The sequence below is a fragment of the Paenibacillus hexagrammi genome (genome assembly GCF_021513275.1).
Lineage (GTDB): Bacteria > Bacillota > Bacilli > Paenibacillales > NBRC-103111 > Paenibacillus_E > Paenibacillus_E hexagrammi.
On the sequence record NZ_CP090978.1, the window covers coordinates 175,468 to 198,090 of the forward strand.

Here is a 22,623-nt window from a genome sequence, read left to right on the forward strand (position 1 = left end):
GTTGATAAAGCTAAATGGAGGGCTCAGTAGTTTTCGGAGAAGCGTAGCGGGCACCTTTGACAGTTTTGTTATCACCTTAGATGGCTTTATTTCAATGGAAAATAACAAAATGTCAACAGTGCTCGGAGAAAAGCTGCTGAAGCTCGCAATGATCCTGCTTTATCATTAAGCTCAAGCCTCATTACCGTGAATACGGATAAGGAGGGTTTTCATATACCTACATTCGGCAGATATCTACAGGGCAATTCTCGCAATGGCAAATATCACGCAGATAAGTTGCATCCTTAATGACGATCATCCCATTGTGATAATCCACCGCATCTTCTTTTTCATATCGCTAAGCATCCGATTGACGTTCTCGCGCGTGGAGCCGATCATGTCGGCCATTTCGGAATTGTTGATTTTATAGTTAATCAGCGTGTGCTCTCCCTGCGGAACGCCGTAGGAGTTGCTCAGTCGGATCAACAGGGAGCAGAGCGCACCTGGCTTGCCGTACATCATCAAATCGCGAAACTTCGTTTCTGTCATCCGGTGCATCAGACCCATCCATCTCATGAACTCAATGGCCAGATCCCCGTGCTGCCAGAGCAGCACTTCCAGGTCTTTACGGAGAATGACGCCTACCTCGCAATCGGAGGTGACCTCCGCGCTGAAGCTTTGCACAGAATCCTGGAAAGGGTCGATTTGACCGAACAAATCTCCCGCTTGATGCAGATATAGGATAAAGCTTTTGCCCGTTTCCGCCATCTTCGTAATCCGAACCCCGCCCTTGATCACGTAATAGAGCCGGTCCGCCGCATCACCTTCCCAGAATAGATGGTCGCCTTTTTTGGCTTGCTTAACGTACATGCTGCTTTTCAATTTATCGAAATTCGTTTCCGAGAAAAATGCCTGAATCCCTTTTTGAGCACTGGCTTCTGCCTTCGCGCAAACTTGTTTATCGTTTTGAGTCGAACAATTTGTGGCCATGGGACCAACTCCTTAGCGTTTCTTGTTGATTTCATCATAAAGTGTTTTGCTGGTTTTGGTTATCGGGAGTTCCACTGATCTTTTGGAGGGAATATTCCCTATACCGCTGTGAGGAAAATCACACATAAATGCCGGCAAGTGTTCTAAACTCATGTACCAACTCCGCATAAGGCTAGTTTTATTGGGGCATTTGCCGTCCCTGGTAGGGGAAAAGGCCGAAGCAAGCCAGAATAAGCCGATTTATTCGGCCTTCCTCCCTGACAAGAAAATCAGGGTATTCCCTGACATACAGCAAGGGAGGGATCGTCTACAATAGATTTGAGGAGATTCATTCATGGACTCTTACAGATTGGAAGTGGCGAAAATGGCAAATAATCAGGCGGAGCTAACAGACTATCTGGACCAGCTAAGACGCTTATCCTCCAGCGATTTCGCCGCGCTGGCTTCTTTCATAGATCCTCTATCCCCTAAGCGTTGGAATTATGCCTGGGGCAATACGAATGAACGTTACTTACAAATGATGATCAAACCGGGACAGGGTTTAGGCGGAACGGCACTTCGCACATGCAGATGGGTGAAGCTCGATGATACAACTTCTAACGCAGCTAAGGCGAGAGGCGAATGTCCTCTTATGCTGGCCGAGCGTTTACAAGCGGCGGCCGCTTTTCCGATCAAGGAAGAAGGAAGCTTGGAGATTCTAGGGCTTCTTTACATCGGCAAGCGTAACCATTCCAGGTACGAAGATAATGAAACGAAGCCCATTCAGGAAAATATCGGTAAGCTGTTGCGTTATATGCAGGAGGATATCAAGAAAATCGCGAAATGAGTTCCATGACTGGAATTCATTTTTTTTGTTATGATGATACTAAGATAAGCAGCGGGGATAGGCTGCTAGGGGAGGCTAGATATGCTGAAGATACTGGTCGTAGATGATCATGCAGTGGTAAGATCGGGACTTATGATGCTGCTTCATGGCAAGCATGACATGGAGGTCGTCGGCGAGGCTGCAGGTGGTGAAGAAGGTATTCAAGCCGCGCAGCTGCTGAAGCCGGACGTTGTGCTCATGGATTTGAGCATGCCCCCCGGTATAGACGGACTAACGGCGGCGGAGAGACTGAGGCAGCTGATGCCCGATCTGGCGATCCTTATTTTAACGATGCACGATGATGACGAGTATCTGTTCAGAGCCATCCATGTCGGGGCATCGGGTTACATATTGAAGAGTGCGCCGCATGATGAGCTGCTGACAGCAATCCGTTCCGTTGCAGCCGGCAATGCTTACTTGTATCCAACGGCGACCAAGCGGCTCATGAATGAATATATGGAAAGAATGAAGAATGGGGAGCATACGGATACCTATGAGGCGCTGTCCGAGCGGGAGAGAGAAATTCTTGCCCTTATTGCGAAGGGCTTTTCTAATAAAGAAATTGCCGAACAGCTGATCATTAGTGTAAAAACGGTGGAATCCCATAAAAGCAACGTCATGGAAAAGCTGGGGCTTCGGACTAGACCGGAGCTGGTGAAATACGCCGCGAAGAAGGGGCTGCTGAACTTTGAATAAGGATCAGGAACCAATATATCCTGAGGTCATTGGAGAGAACGTTGCACAGCTCCTGTCGCGATTAGACGAACAAATCTCAGACGCCGATGTGCTGCAGGATCTGAAGCAATCGCTGAAACAGCTGTCAGATGTGAAGTTTGCTCTTGATGAATCCTCCATTGTGGCTGTTACCGATGCCAAGGGAAAGATCCAGTATGTGAACGATAAGTTTTGCGAAATATCGAAGTACCCCCGTGGGGAGCTCCTCGGGCAGGATCACCGGATTATTAATTCTTCCTACCATGATAAAGAATTCATGTCCGATTTATGGAGAACGATATCCTCGGGCCGGGTTTGGCGCGGAGAGATCAAGAATAAAGCCAGGAATGGAACCTACTACTGGGTGGATACGACCATTGTTCCTTTCGTGGATGAACAAGGGAAACCTTATCAGTATTTGGCGATTCGTAACGAAGTGACGCAGCTTAAGCGTGCGGAGGAAGAGCTGAAGCTTTTGATGGCACAGGTATTGCAGATTCAGGAGGAAGAACGGAGGAAGTTCTCGCGCGAGCTGCACGATGGTATCGGGCAGAGCTTGTTCTCGCTGCTCATTCAGATGGATCGGCTGATTGGTGAAAATCCGCAATCCGAATTGGGTGATCTCCGCCAGCATGTCTCCTCGATCATCGAAGAAGTTCGCAGTCTGGCATGGCAAATTCGTCCGTCCGTTCTGGATGACCTGGGCGTCGTTCCTGCGATTCGCACCTACATTGAAAACTATACGAACCATTACGGTATCGCGGTCAAGCTGGAGAACAGCCTGCGCAAGCGGTTGGGTGCTGTAGAGGAAACAACGATTTACAGGGTCATACAGGAGGCACTTACGAACATCGCCAAGTATGCGGATGTCTCCGAAGCGGAGGTTGCCGTACGGGATATGCAGTCGTATATTGAAGTGCAAATCAGAGATCAAGGCAAGGGCTTCGAAAGGTCGGGCAGTGCAAAAGGAGTCGGGCTGCTTAGCATGGAAGAGCGGGCCAAGGGCATCGGCGGCAAGCTGGATATTGCTTCAGTGCCGGGCCGGGGAACAACGGTGACTCTAACGATTCCGGCAAAATAGAGGGTGAGCTTCGTTAGCTAACACCGTCCAGATTAGATGTTGGAAGGTCTCGTCTCCACAGTAAAGTGGGGAGGAGGCCTTTTCGTATTTTTCTTTAGGGAAAACCCCGCATACTTTGTGATTTTTTTCACTTACAATCCTGCAAGCATCGTCTACAATGGATCCAAAGGCGTACGAGTGTGGCATGCAAGAAGGAGAACGCGCAGTACGATAAGGGAGGGGACGGCTATGGGATTCATGAAGCAGGAGGAAATATGGGAACATTCCGTAGAAGCGGGTTTGAGAAAGGTTCATCTGCCTATTCGCAGCCAGCTGGTGTTAGGATTTCTAGGCGGAGCGTATATCTCGCTCGGCTTTCTTCTGTATATACGGGTCAGCGCCGCTGTTCCCCCTGCATGGAGCGATTTCGGAGGTGTACTCGGTGCGCTCTTCTTTCCGCTCGGGTTAATTGCCACCTTGCTCGCGGGAGGAGAGCTGCTGACCGGGAATATGATGGCCGTTGCCGCTGCCTGCTTCTCAGGCCGTCTGGGGCTGCGGCAGCTTATGCTCAATTGGCTGATCATTACGCTTGGTAATTTTGCAGGGGCATTATTCGTTGCTTATATGTTTGGACATCAAGCGGGGCTGACCGAGCATGGCATCTATCTCGCCAAGCTGGTCAAGATTGTTCATGCCAAGACGGCGGAGCCATTCCTCCAGGCCTTAATATCGGGAATCGGCTGCAACTGGCTCGTCGGTCTTGCGGTATGGCTCTGCTATGGCGCTAAAGACGGCGCGGGCAAAATCATTGGCATCTGGTTTCCGACGATGGCGTTCGTCGCTATCGGCTTCCAGCACGTAGTCGCCAATATGTTTATCATTCCGGCCGCAATATTTGCCGGGCAAGCGACGTGGCTGGAGTATTTGAATAACTTCGTTCCTGTATATATAGGCAATGCGCTCGGAGGTGCGCTGTTCGTTGCAGGGTTGTACCGGTTAGCGGATCGGAAGCTGTGGACAGGGGCATCACCCAGTTCACTGAAATCCTCCTCCTCCACCAAGTCCGTTTCTCATATTCAATCCGGATCTTCCTCGTCCCATTTGCGGGAGTAAGCCTTTTTGGTTGCCCAGAAGGTCAGCCCCAATACGATAATAAGAACGATGACAGCTATGATGATGGTACCTACCATTGTTGCAGCACTCCTTTCTTCTAGATTCCTTGTTGAATCACCATTCTATTACTATAACGGAATAGGATGAACAATTCCAAAGCTTTTGTTGGAGAGGGAACTGAGCTAGCCGTACCAAGCTTGCTCTCCTTATATCTTTATACGCAGAGCAGCGTCATGAGCAACCGACGAACGATCGACGACCGACCTACACACGACCGACGCACGTTCGTTGCACGAATAACCACCTCCGCTCAGTGTGATAAATCTCACGGCTGATGTCTGCGTTTGCTAGTACATTGAGAGAGAAGGGAGATTACATCTCCAATTGCTGTTAGGCGATAACAACCTGTCAGAGGCAGCCGATATCGCTTTTTTTCAAAACTAGTGAGCCTTCATTGCCTCGTTATCGACAGTCACCAGCTTTGCAACACTTTAAATGAAATTGTTGAGGAGGAGCAAGCATGATTACATGTGAATGCTGCAAACGGACGGCAGGTCAGGGGGCTTTCGGGTCCAATTGGCTTTGTGAGGATTGTAGAGTCGGTGTGGTGCGTAAGAAAATAGGGAATCTTTCATCTGGCGGACATACTGCTGCAGGTAATTCTCCGCATGGGGTCCAGCCTGACAGGGAGCAAGGCACCCAGCTTAAGAATGGTAATGGCCTCGGTATGGACAGACAGTAGTCCTAATATGCGGCAAATGGAGCTGATGCGTGAAAGCAATTTGCCCAATGGCAAATACAGTTGATGGATAAGAGCATTGAGCGTAGAACCTCGAGCGGTTAAGAGAAGTAAATAAACCAAGGGGGCAGGGGAAGCTTGAATTCTGCATGCAGGGCGAGTAAGATGCGTAGTAAGAATGCAACAAGGACGTGAATACTCGATGCTGCAAGCGAACCAGTCAACCCTCAAGCAACCCTCCTTTACAAAATATTGGGTTTCGCGAACGCTCTCTTCCACCTCATTCCAAATGCTCTCCGTCGCCATCGGATGGCAAATGTATCAGATCACCCATGATGCTTTCAGTCTGGGTCTTGTCGGTCTGGCGCAGTTCGTGCCGATGGTCCTGCTGACGCTGATCGTCGGTCAGGTCGCAGACCGCTATGACCGGCGTATGATCGTCTTTCTCTGCCAAATCATCGAAGGCATGGTCGCAGCTCTTCTGCTAATCGGCACGATCGCCGATTGGCTCGGGCGAGAGGAAATATTGGCGGCGGCTGCCATCATAGGAGCCTGCCGGGCTTTTGAAGGTCCGTCTTCATCGGCGCTGCTGCCCATGCTGGTTCCGAAGGAGCTGCTGCCCAAAGCAATAGCTTGGACCACTTCGGCAGGTCAAACTTCACAAATACTTGGCCCGACGCTCGGCGGCTTATTGTTCTCGGTTGGGCCTGTCTATGTCTACATAACGGCTGCACTGGCGCTCTTGACGGCAGGCGGCTTGAGCTTCTTCATCCGTGTCCGAACAGAGCTCACCGTGAAAAAGCCCGAGCCGGTTACTATTCAGTCCCTGTTCTCGGGACTTGTTTTTGTGCGTAAGCATCCCGTGATCCTGGGGACGATTTCGCTTGACTTATTCGCGGTACTGCTAGGAGGAGCAACAGCGCTGCTGCCCATCTTCGCTCAGGACATCCTGCACACAGGCCCTTGGGGGCTGGGTGTGATGCGCACGGCGCCGGCGGTCGGAGCCCTGATGATGTCGATGATCCTCGCGTACTTCCCGCTCAAACGGGCGTACGGACCGACCTTGTTCGGAGCGCTGGCTGTCTTCGGTCTTGCTACCATGCTCTTTGCCGTCTCGAAGCAAATCTGGCTATCCTTGATCGCCCTTCTCCTCATCGGCGCTTCGGACGTAATCAGCGTCGTCATCCGCTCGTCTCTAGTACAATTGCAAACGCCGGATGAAATGAGAGGCAGAGTGAATGCCGTAAACTCCCTGTTTATCGGCACCTCCAATCAGCTCGGCGAGTTTGAGTCCGGGACGCTGGCCGGCTGGGTCGGAGCCGCGAATGCCGCCTTCATAGGCGGCATTGGGACCATTGTTGTAGCTGGACTATGGATGGTGCTGTTCCCGTCGCTGCGGCGCTTGAAGTCGCTGTCGGAGAGCTAAGCTGTCAATAGGCGTCAGCCGAAAACAAAACAAGCCGACACCGGTTACATACCGGCGCCAGCTTGCAGCATGGTGCTATTTCCGTTGCCCAGTGCGGACATGTGCATGTTCCCATTCCGTAACATATGAGCAGCTTCATCTATTTCTTATAACGACGATCCCAGCGCCGGCAGTAAGTCTCCAATGCGTGAAAAGGTACTGTATACAGCGCCAAGTCATTGACAACAGATTTCGTACCGCCTTGCAATACGCTTAACTTGGAGAACAACCGTTCCGATTCTTTCTCAGCGGAAGCTGAGGCCCAGAACTGAATCCGCTCCACGTCCGGGTTGCCTTCCTTGATCATCTCAACTAAGGCCAGCAGCCCTTGCACGAACAGTGACGTGTGTCTGAATTCTTCTTGTATAAAAGCAACCTCTACCTGGCAGACTTCACGGTCCTCATATTCATTCGCACCCGTTCCATAAACAAAACCTGCCGCACCGACGATCTCGTAAGGCTCTTCGCTAAAAATAAGCATAGCCTTTCCAAAGACCAACGGACTGCTGACAAAGCTGAGCTTCACAGCAAACGAATACGGCAGGTTTAGTTCATGGTCATGCTCCAGCAGGTATTTCACGTATTGCAAAAAAATCCATTTCAAACACACAGGGACGAAATTCAAACGACATTACTTAGGTTGAACCCTTAAAACGTCATTGACGATGACCAGCTTACCGAAACCACTGCCTTTTTTGATATCTTTGTTACCAAATCCGATTGGTGGAAACATTCCATTCTCCTCCTTTTTTTGAGATTCCATCATAGATCTTACTACCTATAGTATACCTCAACGATATTTCCTAAGGAACCCCTGTATTTGGTGAATTTTCACACAAAATACCGTTTCTTGTCCGACATAACCGTCTCTAGTATGACTAACTTCGGCAAATTTTGCATAGAGTCTACAGGTGTAGGTGTTTTCTGTTAATGCGGCAAGCTGCAGGTCCTCGACTTCCGGATGATGTTCTGCGATATGATCGACCAGATAGATGAGTCCTTTTACGAAGAGGCGGGTTCCTTGATGGGCCTTGTCGGAGAGAGCCATGTCCATAAAAGCAACATGCTTGTCCTTGTACTCCTGTTCGGGAGTCCCGTGGTAATACGCACACACGCCGATGACTTGATTGCTGTCGTCTGAACTGTAGATCAAATAACCTTGGGTGATATATAAATAAAGCAAAGTTACCGCATCTATGGTGCTGATAGAGGGATGCAGACCAAATTTGTTCGTCAGAAAAAATAAGCTGACCTTGGCGAATTCCTCATCACTTTCGCATTGTTTCACATAAATGGGCATACCCGTCATCTCCCCCGATCTTCATACAGCCTCATAAACGCTTTTGCAGCGTGTCTTCCAATACTTTCAACATCTGCGGATGGTCGGCCATTAATTGATGAAAAGAATCCCGCCTCATCGATAGCAGAACGGAAGGAACCAAGGCTCTAACCGTCGCAGTTCGCGGAATGTTCCTTAGAGTGCAATCTCGCCAAAATGGTCACCGTCCTGCAGAACCGCCACCCTTCTCTCACCTTGATCCGGAATATGCTTCACGATCTCAAACTTGCCGCGTACGATGATGTAGAAGGTATTCCCTTCTTCCCCTTCACGTACGACGGCTTCGTTTTCTTTGCAAACCTCCGTGGTAAACAGCGCAGCAATCCCTTGAAGAACGGATAGTTCGATACCCTTGAAGAAGGGCAGCTTGGCAAGCCGCTCCACATCTACCGTTGCATGAAGCCCGTCCTGGGATAGGTGAAAGCCATGCTGTTTCTCCCAAAGGGAAGTATACAGACCATTCTGCTGCAAAAGCTCCGCATGAGTACCCGATTCTGCAATTCGGCCCTCTTTAAACACATGAATCCGATCCGCTTGAACGACGGATGCTAGCCGGTGGGTGACGGAAATGATCGTTTGTTCCCCGCGAATTCGCTGAATCAATTCATTGATCTCGGCTTCAGTAGCAGGGTCCAGTGCCGATGTCACCTCATCAAGCAGCAGCAGCTTGGGATTCCTCAATAGAGCACGGGCGATCGCTATGCGCTGCCGTTCTCCGCCAGACAGAGAGCCTCCCTCATGGTGAACCCAAGTATCATAGCCCGCAGGCCAGCTCATAATGGTTTCATGAATGTTCGCCTGCTTGGCTGCTTCAACCATATCGGCTTCTGTAGCTTCGGTTCCATCTAGCAGCAGATTGTCCCGAACCGTCGTATTGAATAAGAAGGTCTCCTGTGTCACCAGCACCGCTAGCTTTCTGAAGGATGACTCGCTAACCGTGCGCAGATCATAATCATTGATCTCTACCGTGCCTAACCCCGGGTCATAAAAACGCGATAGCAGCTGAAGCGCTGTGCTTTTGCCTGAACCGCTTGGACCGACAAAGGCTACATAGCTCCCAGCCGAAATGTGCAGGCTAACGTCACGCAACTGATCGGATTCCTCGGTGTAGCCGAAGGTAACCTGATTCATTCCGATGGAGGTTAGAGCAGGCGGTAGTTCTACTGGGGTAGACGCTTCTGAAACACTCGGCTGCTGCTCCAATATTTCTCCTACACGCTGAAAACTAATGCCTGATTCTATGAGATTGGGAATGAGGAAAGATAGATTAGAGCCAGCTTGCCCAACACTCATAAAAAGGGTGAAAAAGGCCATAAACCCGCCCACGGTCATCTGATCATGAAATATGAGATAGCCACCGAAGCCGATCATCATCCCGTTTAAAATAAGCAGCGCTGTAAGAGGAAGCCGTTCCATGAAAGAGTTCGTCATATGCAGCTTAAAGCCAAAGCTAAACAAATCCTGAATTTGCTGGCGTGCCCGCTCTTGGAATCTTTTTTGCTGATGCAGGCCTTTAATGGTTCTATGTCCTTTGACCATCTCGTCAATCGTATTGGAGAAGCGTTCCTGGGCTTCTTTAAAATTCATATTGGCTCTCTCCGCACGTGTCTGCAGCAGCCTTGGTCCGACAAACATCAAGGTGGAACAGACAAGCATGGCCAAGGTCAGCTTCCACTGGATAGTTAGCAACATGATAAGTCCAAGCAGAACACTAAGGGATTCTTTTAAAAAGTAGGGAGAGGAGACCCGAACGACTCGTTCCATGGAAGCCATATCACTTGAAAACCGGGTGACCAAATCGCCTACTTTATAGCGCTGGTAAAACGGGAGCGACTGCTTTTGCAGGTGGAGAAACAGGTCGAGCCGAAGCTTGCGAATGACCCCGCCGCTTAGCTTGCCAAGCGAATAATCCCCAACGGCGCCGGCACAAATATTCAGTAATCCTCCAACAAGCAGAACACCTAAAATGATCATAAACACTTGAAAGTTCTTGGGCGTAAATGCCTCATCCACCAAATATTTGAGGCTTAACGGAGCAGCCACTGAATAAGCGACCTCAATCAGAATACTAATGATAAACAGACTGAACAGCAGCTTGTATTGGGTAAAATGGCGCAGCATCATCTTTACAAAATTCATCGTCATCTCCGCCTTCCATTATCCCTAGATTACCTTAGATTCTTAGGGCTGTAAACGATTCAGACCCTAGCACTCTAGATTATAGAAGCCGTACTGAAAATGAAAACGGACATCGCTCCGAATCGTTGCATATCCGGCCGATGCCCGTAGGTGGAAGCGGTTAAAAGATTGTCAAGCCTATCATTAGAAGAGGAGACGATTATCGGGTTTGCAGCGATATCACGTTGCCAGTCAGCGCATGAATCATGATCGGCTGCGCAGCGGAATGAGATATTGCGCCGGAGAAGGTGACGACATAGACAAGCGGTGTGCCGCTTCTGGTGGGGAGGTAGTAGGCGGACACCTCGGGCTTGGAGTCGGTGAAAGCCGCAAGCTGATGGGGCGAAGACAAGGCTGCCCGCTGCAGGGCCTGCTGTTTCGATATGGCTGCTACCATGGGTCGGTTAAACAGCTGCTTGTTCAGGCTCGGATAGATGGTGCCGGTCAACCGTTTGACGACTCCGCGTGTATCGATTTCCATAATCAGCTCGTCCCCCCATACAGGAGTCCCGAAGAGAAGATGCTGCAGGCGGACAAAGCTCACGCCTTCCGCTGAGGTAACCACCTCCGCGATTCGCAGTTCCTTGTGGGGATCGCGAATGCCATACACGTTTTTGAGACGATCCATGAGCTCGTAGGCGATATAGGGGACCGAATGCTTCGAGGGAACTGTCAAATTGCCGATCAAAGCAGCGGGAGTGCCGGTAGCCTCATTCCATTCTATTTTCATAGCTTGTCCGGATGTGCCTTGCAGCTGCCGAAGAGCGCCTGGAGCATCCTTGGGGACTCCTGCTGCGGCGAGGAATATAGAGCTGGCGGCGACTAGGCTAGCGCCCAGCCAGTACCCCCTTTTTCTAGTAAACAATTTCATAGGTAACGCCTCCAACGTTTGTTACTCCTATTATTGGATTCCGCCCGCGCTTTATTCAGAGCGAACCTCTCATTTATTTGCTGGGCAATCTTTACAACAATTAGGAAAGCATGTATAGTGAAACTAGCCAACTACATAAGCGCTACATTTGGAGGAGCCTGTCACCATAGGGCTCTTTTTTGCATGTTTAGGGCATAATAACTGGAAATAATGGGAGCCATGGAGGGAATTATGGAGCATCAAGCAATACTAGCCATCGGAATTTTTCTTATTGTTTACGGCATGATTATTTCAGAAAAAATTCATCGCACCATTGTCGCGATACTTGGCGCCATCATTATGATTCTGTTTGGTATTGTGGATCAGGAAACGGCGCTGCATCACATCGATTTCAATACGCTGGGCCTACTTGTCGGTATGATGATTATTGTAGGCATTACAGCGGAGACAGGACTTTTTAAATATGTAGCGCTCAAAGCAGCCAAGCTGGCCAAAGGCAAACCGAACCGGATTCTGATTGCCTTGGTGCTCATCACAGCGATAGGCTCAGCCTTCCTGGATAACGTGACGACCGTGCTGCTCATGGTTCCGGTGACGTTCAGCATTACCAGACAGCTGCGTGTGAATCCCGTTCCCTTCCTGATGACGCAGATTGTCGCGTCCAATGTGGGAGGGACGGCGACGCTAATCGGCGACCCGCCGAACATTATGATTGGCAGCGCTGTGAAAGAGCTGACGTTCATGGCTTTTATCAATAATTTAACGCCAATTATCCTCATCATCGTTCTTGTGTACCTGCCTATATTTATCTGGATGTTCAAGAAGCAAATTCAATCCAAGCCAGAGCTTCAGCAAAGCATTATGGAAATGGATGAGAAAGCGATGATTACGGATCACAAGCTGCTCAGAAAGTGCCTGTTCGTACTGGGCTTAACGATCCTAGGTTTTTTCCTGCATCAAGCCTTCCATCTGGAATCGGCAACTGTAGCGTTAAGCGGTGCTTTTCTGCTTCTGCTTGTAACCGGAGAGCATATGCTGGAAAAAGCGTTCCACAGCGTTGAATGGGTAACGATCTTCTTCTTCGTCGGATTGTTCGTACTGGTTTCGGGCCTTGTCGAGACAGGCGTCATTGCGAAGCTGGCCGCGGCAGCTATTGAGCTTACCGGCGGCAATGTGGCGACCAGCTCCATGCTCATTCTGTGGCTGAGCGCGATTGCCTCTGCTTTTCTCGATAATATCCCGTTCGTTGCGACGATGATTCCGATGATTCAGGAGATGGGGAATATGGGGGTCAGCAACCTGGAGCCTCTGTGGTGGAGTCTGGCGTTGGGGGCCTGCCTGGGCGGGAACGGCACATTGATTGGTGCCAGCGCCAATCTGATTGTAGCTGGATTGGCAAGCAAAGAAGGGTACACAATCACATTCATGAAATACTTGAAATTCGGATTCCCGCTCATGATTCTATCTATGGTCTTATCAAGCATTTATGTCTATGTACGATATCTCATGTGAGGAAGGTGAAGGATTATCATGTTAACGTATACGTACGATCAGCAGATCATCGACATTCAGGAAAAGGTGAATGAACCGGACGTCGAGTTTCATATTCAAATCGTGGGAGACCCTCAGCTTGGCGAGAAGCTGAAGCAAATCCAGTATGTGTTTGAGCATGACTCTGTGCTGACGGATGTTCTGTTCTACACGTACCCGAATCAAAAGTATCAGATTATTGTCAGACAAGACTTTTACGACGACTTTATCCTCGCGCTCATGAAGCATAAGCTGCTTCAGCGGGTGGAGTGGACGTAGAAGGTAGGAGGCTGCCGTTATGATTCATTATTGGCTCGTATTACTGGCGATTGCCGTCGCCATCGCGTATATCGCGGATAAAATCAGGCAACCGTACCCCACCCTGCTGGTTGTGGCGGGCTTACTGCTCGGGGTGTTACCTGTCGATGCAATGCATGAATTCAAAACCTATGTCGTATCCGATCATGTTTTCCAGACCGCCGTCATTCTGATCTTCTTATCCGCACTGATTGGAGAGGCTGCGCTCAAGCTTCCCTTCGATGAAATCAAGGAGAATAAGCGGCCGATCTTATTACTCGCTTTATTAGGCACTTTTCTAACCTTTATTCTTATAGCAGGCTTATCTTACATGCTGCTTGGTTTAAGCCTACAAAAAGCGCTTGTGTTCGGTGCTTTGATGGCCGCGACGGACCCGGTCTCGGTGCTGACCATCTTCAAATCCATGGGTCTGAACAAGAAGCTCTCGATTATCGTGGAAGGCGAGAGCTTGGCGAATGACGGCGTAGCCGTCGTATTGTTCAAGATCGCCCTGGTCACGACGGCACTCAGCATGACAGGGGTTCTGCACGGCACATTCGAATTCGCCAAGGTGGTTGTCGGCGGCATGGTGATCGGGATCGCGGGAGGCTATGTCGCCTCGAAGATTACCTCCAAGATCGACAATTATTTGGTCGAGATCGGTCTCTCGATCGTACTCTTTTACGGAGTGTTTGAAATCGCCGAATCGTATCATTTCTCCGGGGTGATTTCAGTCGTGTTTGCGGGCTTGTTGCTCGGAACCTACGGCAAAAATATCGGGATGTCGGACTTAACCCACGAGAAAATGGATTCCTTTTGGGAGACGATTGCGTTTATCGCCAATGCGCTCATCTTCCTGATGGTGGGCCTGGAGATATCGAACATCAATTTTACCGACAAATGGCTGGAAATCGGCGGCAGCATTCTCATCGTGCTCGCAGCCAGATTCATCGCCGTCTATGTCAGCCTTATCTTTGACAAAGAAATTCCGAGCGTCTGGAAGCCGATCATTGCTTGGGGCGGCCTGAAGGGATCGCTCTCCATCGCGCTGCTGCTGAGCGTCGCGCCTGACTTTGAAGGGCGCGACCTGCTGCTAGCGATGACATTCAGCAATGTCGTATTCTCCCTGCTGGTGCAGGGCACAACGATCAGCAAGCTGGTCGCCAAGCTGAACGTGAAGTAACAGAAGACCGCACGAGCGTCATGCGTGATGACGCCGTGCGGTCTTTGTATTTGCAAGCCTGCTTAGCCGCGGCTGAGTGTGCTTGTGCTAGCTGCGGTACTGAAGGGTGTGCGAGCAGCTTGCAGACTGCAAGCTGCACAGCACCCGCGTTTGCCTGATCTGATCCATCGGCAGCAAGGCTTGCCAAGGGTCCGGCTTGCAGGCTGCCGATCAAGGAAATTAAGAACACAGCTGCCGGTACGTGTCCTTGTCGCAAATCACGAACAACCGGGCATTCTGTGGAATCGGTTCATGCAGTCTTTTGTTAATATTCAAGTTCTCGCCGTCGGAGATTAAGGTAGCACCCTGCCTTAGCAGGTCCTGGAACGCATCATGGTAGGTTACCCAGCGCTCATCCTTGGTAATCTCGTAGAGATCCTCCCCATAGGTCCGCGTTAGCAGCTGGGAGAGGATTTTGGAGCTTCCGGGATTGAAAGCGGAACGAACGGCCAATTGGGAGATCGTCTCGCTGCCGAAGATGAATTCATCAATTTTGATATGCTTGAAGTTCTCCAAATTTTCCTTATTTCGAACTTCAACAATGGTATACACGTGGTTGTAATTTCGTTCGATAGCTGTCGCAACCAGCAGTGTTTTCCCGTCTACAAAGGCGGGATCTTTGAGAGCATGCTGTTCGAGCGCAGTATCGTCGGCGAATATGAACACGGCTCTGGCTTTGGATATATTGGACATTTCCAACGTATCCGGTTGAAGCGGACTACCTTGTATAAAATGGACACGGTTGTGCGAGATCGGCGTTTTGTCCAGCGTATCGATCAGGACAATATCGGTTGTAGGATCCGTGTTCAGAATTTCCTTAATGGCATTCTCAGCATGCTTGCTCCAAGCAATAATGACAAAATGGTTCTCTCCCGTATAGCGCAATTTACCTTCCTCCTTCATTCGCTGATACATGAATAATGAATCGACGATCTTGCTGATCGTCACGGATATAATGCCGATACCGAATATGTAAACGACGATGCCTAGACATTTCCCTGCGACAGTCTGAGGGTAATAATCCCCGTAGCCGACCGTCGTGACGGTTGTCATCACCCACCATAGCCCGTTGAAATAGCTCTCGAAAGTCTGCGGTTCAAGCTTATAAGCTAATATGGCGCTCAAAGCAATAAAGCAGATGGCTACACCGAATATGAAGCTGTTGTTCATCCGAATAATACGAAGAAAGAATTTGGTAAAAAAGATCATAGACTCCTCCTTGATTCCAGTTTTTTTGAAACGCCTTCATTTTGGTCATTGTAACATGGGAACGGAGATACGTATATCTTGTGCGCCGCTTGTGGGCGGATTACCAGTTGACTTAGGAAATAGTAAGAAGTAATATTAGTTTTTGAATTAGTAATTTAGTAATTTAGTAATTCAGTAAATTACTTATGTAATAAATTAATCATGATTCAAATAGGTAAATCGGAAAACGGCATATCAAATCACAAAATGAGAGCGAGGATTTATTTTTATGAAAATACCTACATCACTCAAACATAAACCAGTCATTATTTCAGAGAACTATGAACAGATCGATGGACGTAAAGCGAATCAAACCGATGCCAAGGGACTTTCACTGGGACTTGCTCAGTGGAATGACAGAGGCAAGTTGGATATCTCCGCTAAGGTTTGGCGTTACAGCGGGGAGAAATGGTCCCGTCAATCCGAAGAGTTGCCTATGCACCGTGTATTGGATTTGGCGATTCTCATTTGCAGGACCAGCTTGTATTTTCAGGATGCTTATCGATTCCCCAAGATGTATGACCCGGACCAAACCTTGATTGACCGGATCGGGCTGCAAGGAGATGCGATGAGTGTGTCCGTATGTACGGAAAATCCGATGATTGATGAAGATATTCGAATATTTTCCCAAGCGCTGAGTGAGGATGGGGAGATGCTTGGAGAACGGTTGCGCGTCCTATCCCGCCTTTTAAAGGAAATGGGATATTGAGGCGCTCGAAAAAGGAGCTGTGTTCTAATGGAGATACAAAAAAAATATGTGCTGTCGCCGGCAAGGCAGTTGACCGATACCGAGCAGGGGCTTGTGTGGAGGAAGCCGGCTTCCCACAAAGTCAGCGAAGAGGAGCTGCGTATTTGCAGGGAAGTTAAACGCAACTGGAACCGCGGCGAAATGAAAATCGCCAACATTTTGCTGGAAGGCGACGCAGGATCGGGGAAAACGCAGCTAGCTAAGGCGCTTTCTGCTGATTTTGGACTTCCGTATACGAAGGTTACCTGTTTTGCGGACATGGATAAATCGGATGTTATCGGCTCGATTCTGCCGGTACTGTCTTCCGACCAGTTGGAGAGTATGGAAACATCAGATCGTTTTGTGTGGGAAGCCTTGCAGAAGAGCGACGGCTTTCAGAGCGCTGCCTCTATCTTGATGGATGTATTAGGTGTAACCCGTGAACAGGCTGCTACCAGGTTGAAACAGCTGGTCAAGCAGGTGGAGGAAGGCGCCGGCAAGGAGGCTGTGGAATATCGCTTCTATCCTTCCGAAATCGTAAGGGCATATCAAGAAGGCTATCTATTGGAAATCCAGGAGCCGACTGTCATTCGGGATGCAGCAGTTTTAATGGCGCTCAATTCTGCTTTAGAGCTGGATGGGAGCATTAATCTACCTACACAGGTGATACGCAGGCATCCGGATTTTATTGCGGTTATAACGACGAACCGAGACTACGCGGGTTCACGCCCGTTGAATGAAGCTCTGCGCGACAGGGTCCAGCATACAGAGAAGATGGATTTGCCTAGCAAGGAAGTCATGATCGAACGAGCCGTTTCCAAGATCGGCTGCGCGAATAAGCCAGTACTGGATACGTTGGCAGACACCATCATCGTTCTGGATCAAGCGGCCAGAGCTAATGCGATCAAAGGTGTAGCTGGAATGCGTTCTTATTTTTATTGGGCGGATGCTGTAGCAACGGGAGCTTCTGTGAAAGAATCCTTGTATCATAAAGTTATTTATAAAATCACGACGGACTCGGAAGAAATTCGTTTGTTGGAAGAAGCGCTCCAGAGGAGCGGTAAGCTATCAGCTCTCGATGAACTCGAAAGCGAAGTAAAAAAAAACGGCATGCTGACGTCTTAGAGATCAGGACATGGGGTACCATTGACACATCCGAGTTTGAACAAGAGCAATCAGCCGATGAAGATGGCCTTGCCTTAAGGAAATCCGCTGATAGCGAAGAAAGCTCCACCATCATGTCGGACGAAGCATCCGATATGGAAAGCACAGACCAAGGGGAGAAAGGCGCTCCTCAATATCATCAGGCTAATCCTGATTTGAAGCCTATGGATGACATGCACAAACAGAAGCGGACAGAGTTTCGCAAGCAATTAAATCGGGATGCGCGGGAGGTTGCCGCTGCTTCTATTCATAAGGGTGTCAAGCTCATTGTGCATCGGCCTGAGCATGACGAGAGTAACGAGAAGGAATACGCGGCATTAAGCAAAGAGCTGATGCCCATTGTCCGGGAAATCGCAAGAAAGACGCTTCCGCTTCTGGAGCATGAGACGAGTTCCGAGTTTGCAAGGCATCAATATTATGGCAGTAAATTTCAAGCATCTTCCGTAGCTTATCAAGACTACAGGTATTTTGCCAAAAAAAGGCCGCCAAGCGAATCTCCTTCTCTTGCAGTTGGCTTAAGAGTGGATGAATCTGCATCCATGTCCGCATTCGGCAGATTAGAGGCGGCGAAGCGTGCCGTTATTGCTGTGTATGAATTTTGCCGCATGTGTGAAATCCCTATTCTCATATATGGGGATACGGCGGATGTGTCCCGAATCGAGCAGATGTCCATATATGCGTATTCGGATTTCGCTATGGAAGATGAGAACGATCGATACAGGTTGATGGGAATCCGGGCAAGAAGCAATAACCGTGACGGAATGGCACTTAGAATTATGGCAGACCGACTGGCTGCATCGCCACAGCAAACCAAACTGCTCATTAGCTTAAGTGATGGACAGCCCAAGGCGATGGATGACTATACGGGACATCATGCGATTAGCGATATGCAGATGACGATATTGGAATATGAACGAAAAGGAATAGCTTTTCTAGCCGCTGCGATCGGTCAGGATAAAGATGTTATCAGCGATATTTACGGCAGCGAGAGATTTATGGATATTACTGATTTAAGAGAGCTGCCTGCGAAGCTGGTTCGTATGATAGCGCGTTATATATAGGGATTGAAAGCGAGTCCGATTCATTCGGGCTCGCTTTCACTTTGTCCGTAAGTCTCATGGAATAATCATAACTAGTCGAGAAGATACTACAAGAAGCAGAACATCCAAGGAGGACAGAGCATGATTTATTACATCATTGGAATTGGTATTTTGCTAGTTGCTTTGGTTTTGTCGTTCGTCTTTGCAAAGAAGCAGCAAAACCATGAAATGGATAAAAGTATGAGTGAAACCACTTATAAGCATCGTGTCTTGGCGAACCCAGGATTTATTGCATACGCATCGATCATAGTGGCTGCCATTCTGGTTATCGGGTATTTTGCGATCAAACATCAATAAGTGTTGAGGAGAATCGATATGGAGAAAAAGAAATATTATGTGTCCGTGCAGTCCGGCAAGATTATGGAGAACCAAGGCGATGCTGCATATGAGCTGGAGATCGTAGCGACGGAGGATGAGATAGACCGTTTGGATGAGCTATTTGAAGAGCTGGAAAACTTTGACCAGGCTACGGCTGTTCAGACTGCCTCTGCGCTTACCATTGCGTATCATCACGACGAAACGAATGATGGGTACGATTATTACCTGAGACAAACTTATAGTCTGATTAACGAGTTGGGAACCGAGGAAACGAAGAGACACATTCAGAAGATGAATATCTTATCTTAAAAGAAAGCTCCTACAGGGCTTCTTTTTTTGCTCAGAAGGGGGATTGTCGAAATACTTAAGTTCTAATATAGTATCCATATACCTATATGAGTATGTGTATATGAGTGTTGGGCGGTTTCCTCACTCCGCTTTTTATTCTGGATGTTCGTAATGAACAAGATTTTAATGATTGGAGAATTCAAGGCCAGCATGTTCGGACGATAAAAGCCTTATTTTGAGCTGTTGGACGGTGTGGAAGAGATTGAGCACCTGATCCCCGATGATGAAGAAGTGCTGGTTGTTTGCAAAAGAGGGATCTTCTTGTTGGAGGACATCGATTATGCTGGTGTTGCCGCGTACTTGGGCGATGCTGCGGACGCGAAGGTCAACTTGTTTATTTAACGCAGAGGCCGGTCAGTGACTGTTGATAAATGGCTCATTCTTTCTAGTTGTATTCGATCCGTACATCAGTAATAATATACCTAACCGGGTATTTAGAAAGGGTGGCTGATCATGAAATATGATGATGATGTGAAGAAGAGATTGAAACGCATGGAAGGACAAATTCGTGGCATCTTGAAAATGATGGAGGAAGAGCAGGACTGTAAGGATGTAGTCAGTCAAATATCCGCGGTCCGCAGCGCTGCCGACAAGGCCATCGCTTGTATTGTCGCCGTAAATTTGGAACAATGTATTCTGGAAGAAAAGGAAGCCGGGCGGGATTCAAGCAAGATGGTGAAGCAAGCTGTTGAACTGCTTGTAAAGAGCCGCTAAGCGCTTCGGAGATGAGGTAAGCTATGGAAATTCGAACGATAGTCGATATTGTCGCGATTGCTTTTTTTGTCTGGTTTATCTTTACCCGATTCGCCGGTGTAAGGGGACTTAAGAATGTAACCTCCGACCAGCTCCAGGAAGAATTGAATCACCCCGGAGACTATAAGCTGATTGATGTTAGAGAGCCTGGCGAAGTGAGACAAGGCTTCATTCCGGGTGCTGTGAACATCCCGTTGTCTCAAATCAAACGCAGAGCAGGGGAAATCCCTCGCGATGCCCGTGTCTATCTGTATTGCCGGAGCGGCATGCGCAGCAGACAAGCTGCCAGAGTGTTAAAGGGCCTGGGCTTCTCCCAGCTTGCTCACCTTCAGGGCGGCATGATGTCCTGGAAGGGCAAAGTGACGAAGTAGAACCCGCCTTCGCCTTCCGAACAAGCAAAAACCGTCAGGAAAGTGCCCTGACGGTTTGACAGCTGATAAAGAGGGAATGCAGAGCTCAGTAGTTTTCGGAGAAGCGTAGCGTTCGCCTTTGACAGTTTGTTATCACCTTAGCAGCTTTTATTTAATCGAATAACAAAATGTCAACAGCGATCGGAGAAAAGCTGCTGAAGCTCGTAATGGCACTTTCTTTATCGACATTCATGGCCGTCAGGAAAGTGCCCTGACGGTTTTTGCTTTAGGAACTATTTTACATTTTCTGGATGTAACCGAACGGGAGTAGGCGAATACCATGTTAGGAGACTAATTCACAAAGGAGAAGTGCCCTGACATGTATTACCCGTTGCAAACTCCCATGTATGTTCCGATTCGCGGCTATTCCAGCTATATGATGCGAACTGAAGAGCTGGTGATAAATCTCATCCTGCAGTCGATTGCAGGTGAGCGGAATGATGAACTTTTTTATCAAGAATTACTGCAGTTAGCCCCTACGGACAAAGAGAAAGAGGTTATTACCGGTATTCGAGACGATGAAAGAAAACACAGGCAGATGTTCCGCAACATCTATACACAGCTTACAGGCATGCAGCCTGCTGTACAGGAAGCGATGGAGCCTGCGGAGCATGTAGCGGATTATGTTAGCGGGATCGAGGATGCGCTCATGGGCGAGCTTAAGGCATTCGAGAAATACCGCACCATCTATTTGAACATTCGTCCGGAGTATCGCAATATGATTTTTGAAATTATGACCGATGAAATCAAGCATGCAAGCTATTACAACTGGCTGTATGCAAAAAATAGAAAATAGTCCTATATGACCTCAAATCAAATATCTTGCCCACACATAAATGCTGGCTAGCGAAACGGAAAGCAGCATAAGCGGGAAGCCGTATTTCATAAACGTCACGAATTTAATCGGATGACCTTCTTTGCCCGACATGCCTGCTGCGATCAGATTGGCGCTGGCTCCAATTAAGGTTCCGTTGCCACCCAGACAGGCTCCAAGCGCCAGACTCCACCACAGAGGTTCCAAATCTTCGACTCCCATATTGCCCATTTCTTGAATCATGGGAATCATTGTGGCCACAAACGGGATATTGTCGAGGAAAGCGGATGCGATGGCGCTTAGCCATAGAATGAGCATGGAGGTTGCGACCGGATGCCCTCCTGTCAAATCAATGGCCGCTGCAGCCAACCTGGCAATCACGCCCGTTTCAGCGAGCCCGGAGACCAGGACAAAGAGTCCGACAAAGAAGAAAATCGTCGTCCATTCCACCTTCGTAAAGGCCGTTTCCATCGCATGCTCGCCGGTGAGCAGCAGCAGAGCAAAGGCGCCTGCCAAGGCGACTGTAGCCGACTCCAGATGCAGCAGCTGATGGAGGAAAAAACCGATGATCGTCAAGCCCAGCACCGACACACTTTTTATTAATAAGGTTCGGTCCGTTATGATTCCTTTTTCATCCATCTGCATGATACTGTTCTGCAGTTCGGGTGTAGTTTGGATTTGTTTCCGGAATAAGAAGACGAAAATCGGCAGCGTGCAGGCCATTATCATCGCTACAATGGGGGCCAAATTCGTAATAAACGCCATAAAGGTAAGCTCTTTTACCGCGCTCCCGATCATGATGTTGGGGGGATCCCCGATCAGGGTAGCCGTTCCGCCGATGTTGGAAGCAAGAATTTGCGTAATCAGATAAGGGACGGGATTCACGCGGAGCTGCCGGGTGATACTGAATGTGACAGGAACCATAAGCAGCACAGTAGTTACATTGTCCAAGAAAGCAGAGCCGACGGCTGTAATCAGCGCCAAAGCAACTAGAATTCGAACCGGGCTGCCCTTTGCCCGTTTGGCCGCTATCAAGGCAATGTATTTGAACAGCCCTGTCTCTGCTGTGATGCTGACGATGATCATCATGCCGACGAGAAGTCCAAGGGTATTGAAATCAATGTGATGCAGAGCCGCCTCTTGATCGACAATCCCGAGAACCACCATAAGGATGCCGCCGATCATGGCAACGATCGTACGATGAATTTTTTCAGCAATAATCATGCCGTACGTAACCAGAAAAACGCCGATTGCTAGAATCGCTTGTTGTTCCATGTTCCCTCCTCCATTTGTACAAAAGATTGGATGCTTTTTACGGCATAAAAAAAGAGCCCTACCAAGGGCTCTTTTTGCTGGAAATAGACACAAAGAGCCCTTGG

The 22,623-nt window shown here is 48.8% G+C and carries 23 protein-coding genes and 2 pseudogenes; 18 read left to right on the forward strand and 7 right to left on the reverse strand.

The features are described 5' to 3' along the window. Positions 1-217: 217 nt before the first annotated feature. Positions 218-969 (reverse strand): annotated as a pseudogene (locus L0M14_RS00830) (Crp/Fnr family transcriptional regulator). Between the two features lie 334 nt (positions 970-1,303). Between L0M14_RS00830 and L0M14_RS00835 the strand changes: the two are divergent. The 6 genes from L0M14_RS00835 to L0M14_RS00860 all read left to right on the forward strand — a co-directional run bounded on the left by L0M14_RS00835 (position 1,304) and on the right by L0M14_RS00860 (position 6,886). Further along, positions 1,304-1,795 carry a GAF domain-containing protein gene (locus L0M14_RS00835; protein ID WP_235120235.1) on the forward strand — a complete coding sequence of 164 codons (492 nt, stop codon included), beginning with the start codon at positions 1,304-1,306 and terminating at the stop codon, positions 1,793-1,795. An 81-nt stretch (positions 1,796-1,876) separates the two neighbouring features. Next, complete coding sequence (locus L0M14_RS00840) at positions 1,877-2,530, forward strand: response regulator (RefSeq protein WP_311198808.1); 654 nt, start codon at positions 1,877-1,879, stop codon at positions 2,528-2,530. Next, positions 2,523-3,629, forward strand: coding sequence for a PAS domain-containing sensor histidine kinase (locus tag L0M14_RS00845; protein WP_235120236.1), 1,107 nt, complete (start codon positions 2,523-2,525; stop codon positions 3,627-3,629). Before L0M14_RS00840 ends, L0M14_RS00845 begins: the two co-directional genes overlap by 8 nt. 228 nt (positions 3,630-3,857) lie before the next feature. Beyond that, positions 3,858-4,721: a formate/nitrite transporter family protein gene (locus L0M14_RS00850; RefSeq protein ID WP_235120237.1), complete on the forward strand. Its 864-nt coding sequence runs from the start codon at positions 3,858-3,860 to the stop codon at positions 4,719-4,721. Positions 4,722-5,241: 520 nt separating this feature from the next. Beyond that, complete coding sequence (locus L0M14_RS00855) at positions 5,242-5,463, forward strand: hypothetical protein (RefSeq protein ID WP_235120238.1); 222 nt, start codon at positions 5,242-5,244, stop codon at positions 5,461-5,463. Positions 5,464-5,638: 175 nt separating this feature from the next. Further along, positions 5,639-6,886 carry an MFS transporter gene (locus L0M14_RS00860; protein WP_235120239.1) on the forward strand — a complete coding sequence of 416 codons (1,248 nt, stop codon included), beginning with the start codon at positions 5,639-5,641 and terminating at the stop codon, positions 6,884-6,886. A 139-nt stretch (positions 6,887-7,025) separates the two neighbouring features. Here L0M14_RS00860 and L0M14_RS00865 read toward each other — a convergent pair whose 3' ends face one another. The 4 genes from L0M14_RS00865 to L0M14_RS00880 form a co-directional block, all read right to left on the reverse strand. After that, a complete protein-coding gene (locus tag L0M14_RS00865; RefSeq protein WP_235120240.1) occupies positions 7,026-7,505 on the reverse strand; it encodes a hypothetical protein in 480 nt (159 codons plus the stop codon). Positions 7,506-7,715: 210 nt separating this feature from the next. Continuing rightward, complete coding sequence (locus L0M14_RS00870) at positions 7,716-8,225, reverse strand: hypothetical protein (protein WP_235120241.1); 510 nt, start codon at positions 8,223-8,225, stop codon at positions 7,716-7,718. A gap of 174 nt (positions 8,226-8,399) precedes the next feature. Further along, on the reverse strand, positions 8,400-10,403 hold the full coding sequence (locus tag L0M14_RS00875) for an ABC transporter transmembrane domain-containing protein (RefSeq protein WP_235120242.1): 2,004 nt from the start codon (positions 10,401-10,403) through the stop codon (positions 8,400-8,402). Between the two features lie 199 nt (positions 10,404-10,602). Then, entirely contained in the window at positions 10,603-11,313 is a 711-nt protein-coding gene (locus tag L0M14_RS00880) for a hypothetical protein (protein ID WP_235120243.1), read from the reverse strand. A 231-nt stretch (positions 11,314-11,544) separates the two neighbouring features. On the opposite strand from L0M14_RS00880, the gene L0M14_RS00885 reads away from it, so the two are divergent. Genes L0M14_RS00885 through L0M14_RS00895 form a run of 3 tightly spaced genes read left to right on the forward strand, consistent with a single transcriptional unit; the run spans position 11,545 to position 14,323 of the window. Further along, the gene (locus tag L0M14_RS00885; RefSeq protein ID WP_235120244.1) at positions 11,545-12,825 is read left to right on the forward strand and encodes an ArsB/NhaD family transporter; all 1,281 of its coding nucleotides are present in this window, start codon (positions 11,545-11,547) and stop codon (positions 12,823-12,825) included. Between the two features lie 18 nt (positions 12,826-12,843). Further along, positions 12,844-13,122: a hypothetical protein gene (locus L0M14_RS00890; RefSeq protein WP_235120245.1), complete on the forward strand. Its 279-nt coding sequence runs from the start codon at positions 12,844-12,846 to the stop codon at positions 13,120-13,122. Between the two features lie 19 nt (positions 13,123-13,141). Next, complete coding sequence (locus L0M14_RS00895; RefSeq protein ID WP_235120246.1) at positions 13,142-14,323, forward strand: cation:proton antiporter; 1,182 nt, start codon at positions 13,142-13,144, stop codon at positions 14,321-14,323. 219 nt (positions 14,324-14,542) lie between these two features. Here L0M14_RS00895 and L0M14_RS00900 read toward each other — a convergent pair whose 3' ends face one another. Continuing rightward, a complete protein-coding gene (locus tag L0M14_RS00900; RefSeq protein ID WP_235120247.1) occupies positions 14,543-15,571 on the reverse strand; it encodes a potassium channel family protein in 1,029 nt (342 codons plus the stop codon). A gap of 268 nt (positions 15,572-15,839) precedes the next feature. Between L0M14_RS00900 and L0M14_RS00905 the strand changes: the two genes are divergently transcribed. The 9 genes and pseudogenes from L0M14_RS00905 to L0M14_RS00945 all read left to right on the forward strand — a co-directional run bounded on the left by L0M14_RS00905 (position 15,840) and on the right by L0M14_RS00945 (position 21,226). Next, entirely contained in the window at positions 15,840-16,319 is a 480-nt protein-coding gene (locus L0M14_RS00905; protein WP_235120248.1) for a DUF6530 family protein, read from the forward strand. Positions 16,320-16,346: 27 nt separating this feature from the next. Then, on the forward strand, positions 16,347-17,462 hold the full coding sequence (locus L0M14_RS00910; protein WP_235120249.1) for an AAA family ATPase: 1,116 nt from the start codon (positions 16,347-16,349) through the stop codon (positions 17,460-17,462). A 113-nt stretch (positions 17,463-17,575) separates the two neighbouring features. Beyond that, positions 17,576-18,562, forward strand: a complete 987-nt coding sequence (locus tag L0M14_RS00915; RefSeq protein ID WP_235120250.1) for a vWA domain-containing protein — start codon at positions 17,576-17,578, stop codon at positions 18,560-18,562. A gap of 120 nt (positions 18,563-18,682) precedes the next feature. Next, positions 18,683-18,898 (forward strand): hypothetical protein, encoded by a 216-nt coding sequence (locus tag L0M14_RS00920; RefSeq protein WP_235120251.1) that lies wholly within the window; start codon positions 18,683-18,685, stop codon positions 18,896-18,898. A gap of 18 nt (positions 18,899-18,916) precedes the next feature. Beyond that, a complete protein-coding gene (locus tag L0M14_RS00925; RefSeq protein WP_235120252.1) occupies positions 18,917-19,228 on the forward strand; it encodes a hypothetical protein in 312 nt (103 codons plus the stop codon). A 300-nt stretch (positions 19,229-19,528) separates the two neighbouring features. Then, a pseudogene (locus tag L0M14_RS32305) lies at positions 19,529-19,609 on the forward strand (DsrE/DsrF/DrsH-like family protein); the annotation flags it as partial. A gap of 111 nt (positions 19,610-19,720) precedes the next feature. Further along, positions 19,721-19,981 carry a metal-sensitive transcriptional regulator gene (locus L0M14_RS00935; protein ID WP_235120253.1) on the forward strand — a complete coding sequence of 87 codons (261 nt, stop codon included), beginning with the start codon at positions 19,721-19,723 and terminating at the stop codon, positions 19,979-19,981. Between the two features lie 23 nt (positions 19,982-20,004). After that, on the forward strand, positions 20,005-20,391 hold the full coding sequence (locus L0M14_RS00940) for a rhodanese-like domain-containing protein (RefSeq protein ID WP_235120254.1): 387 nt from the start codon (positions 20,005-20,007) through the stop codon (positions 20,389-20,391). Positions 20,392-20,749: 358 nt separating this feature from the next. Further along, positions 20,750-21,226 carry a ferritin-like domain-containing protein gene (locus L0M14_RS00945; RefSeq protein ID WP_235120255.1) on the forward strand — a complete coding sequence of 159 codons (477 nt, stop codon included), beginning with the start codon at positions 20,750-20,752 and terminating at the stop codon, positions 21,224-21,226. Between the two features lie 12 nt (positions 21,227-21,238). Here L0M14_RS00945 and L0M14_RS00950 read toward each other — a convergent pair whose 3' ends face one another. Continuing rightward, the gene (locus L0M14_RS00950) at positions 21,239-22,519 is read right to left on the reverse strand and encodes an ArsB/NhaD family transporter (protein WP_235120256.1); all 1,281 of its coding nucleotides are present in this window, start codon (positions 22,517-22,519) and stop codon (positions 21,239-21,241) included. Positions 22,520-22,623 lie beyond the last annotated feature (104 nt).

Excerpts from the sequence above, each read along its gene's own strand:
- L0M14_RS00835 (WP_235120235.1), top strand. The coding sequence starts at position 1,304 with ATGGACTCTTACAGATTGGAAGTGGCGAAAATGGCAAATAATCAGGCG.
- L0M14_RS00840 (WP_311198808.1), top strand. The coding sequence starts at position 1,877 with ATGCTGAAGATACTGGTCGTAGATGATCATGCAGTGGTAAGATCGGGA.
- L0M14_RS00850 (WP_235120237.1), top strand. The coding sequence starts at position 3,858 with ATGGGATTCATGAAGCAGGAGGAAATATGGGAACATTCCGTAGAAGCG.
- L0M14_RS00855 (WP_235120238.1), top strand. The coding sequence starts at position 5,242 with ATGATTACATGTGAATGCTGCAAACGGACGGCAGGTCAGGGGGCTTTC.
- L0M14_RS00860 (WP_235120239.1), top strand. The coding sequence starts at position 5,639 with ATGCAACAAGGACGTGAATACTCGATGCTGCAAGCGAACCAGTCAACC.
- L0M14_RS00870 (WP_235120241.1), bottom strand. The coding sequence starts at position 8,225 with ATGCCCATTTATGTGAAACAATGCGAAAGTGATGAGGAATTCGCCAAG.
- L0M14_RS00875 (WP_235120242.1), bottom strand. The coding sequence starts at position 10,403 with ATGAATTTTGTAAAGATGATGCTGCGCCATTTTACCCAATACAAGCTG.
- L0M14_RS00880 (WP_235120243.1), bottom strand. The coding sequence starts at position 11,313 with ATGAAATTGTTTACTAGAAAAAGGGGGTACTGGCTGGGCGCTAGCCTA.
- L0M14_RS00885 (WP_235120244.1), top strand. The coding sequence starts at position 11,545 with ATGGAGCATCAAGCAATACTAGCCATCGGAATTTTTCTTATTGTTTAC.
- L0M14_RS00890 (WP_235120245.1), top strand. The coding sequence starts at position 12,844 with ATGTTAACGTATACGTACGATCAGCAGATCATCGACATTCAGGAAAAG.
- L0M14_RS00895 (WP_235120246.1), top strand. The coding sequence starts at position 13,142 with ATGATTCATTATTGGCTCGTATTACTGGCGATTGCCGTCGCCATCGCG.
- L0M14_RS00900 (WP_235120247.1), bottom strand. The coding sequence starts at position 15,571 with ATGATCTTTTTTACCAAATTCTTTCTTCGTATTATTCGGATGAACAAC.
- L0M14_RS00905 (WP_235120248.1), top strand. The coding sequence starts at position 15,840 with ATGAAAATACCTACATCACTCAAACATAAACCAGTCATTATTTCAGAG.
- L0M14_RS00910 (WP_235120249.1), top strand. The coding sequence starts at position 16,347 with ATGGAGATACAAAAAAAATATGTGCTGTCGCCGGCAAGGCAGTTGACC.
- L0M14_RS00915 (WP_235120250.1), top strand. The coding sequence starts at position 17,576 with ATGTCGGACGAAGCATCCGATATGGAAAGCACAGACCAAGGGGAGAAA.
- L0M14_RS00920 (WP_235120251.1), top strand. The coding sequence starts at position 18,683 with ATGATTTATTACATCATTGGAATTGGTATTTTGCTAGTTGCTTTGGTT.
- L0M14_RS00925 (WP_235120252.1), top strand. The coding sequence starts at position 18,917 with ATGGAGAAAAAGAAATATTATGTGTCCGTGCAGTCCGGCAAGATTATG.
- L0M14_RS00935 (WP_235120253.1), top strand. The coding sequence starts at position 19,721 with ATGAAATATGATGATGATGTGAAGAAGAGATTGAAACGCATGGAAGGA.
- L0M14_RS00940 (WP_235120254.1), top strand. The coding sequence starts at position 20,005 with ATGGAAATTCGAACGATAGTCGATATTGTCGCGATTGCTTTTTTTGTC.
- L0M14_RS00945 (WP_235120255.1), top strand. The coding sequence starts at position 20,750 with ATGTATTACCCGTTGCAAACTCCCATGTATGTTCCGATTCGCGGCTAT.
- L0M14_RS00950 (WP_235120256.1), bottom strand. The coding sequence starts at position 22,519 with ATGGAACAACAAGCGATTCTAGCAATCGGCGTTTTTCTGGTTACGTAC.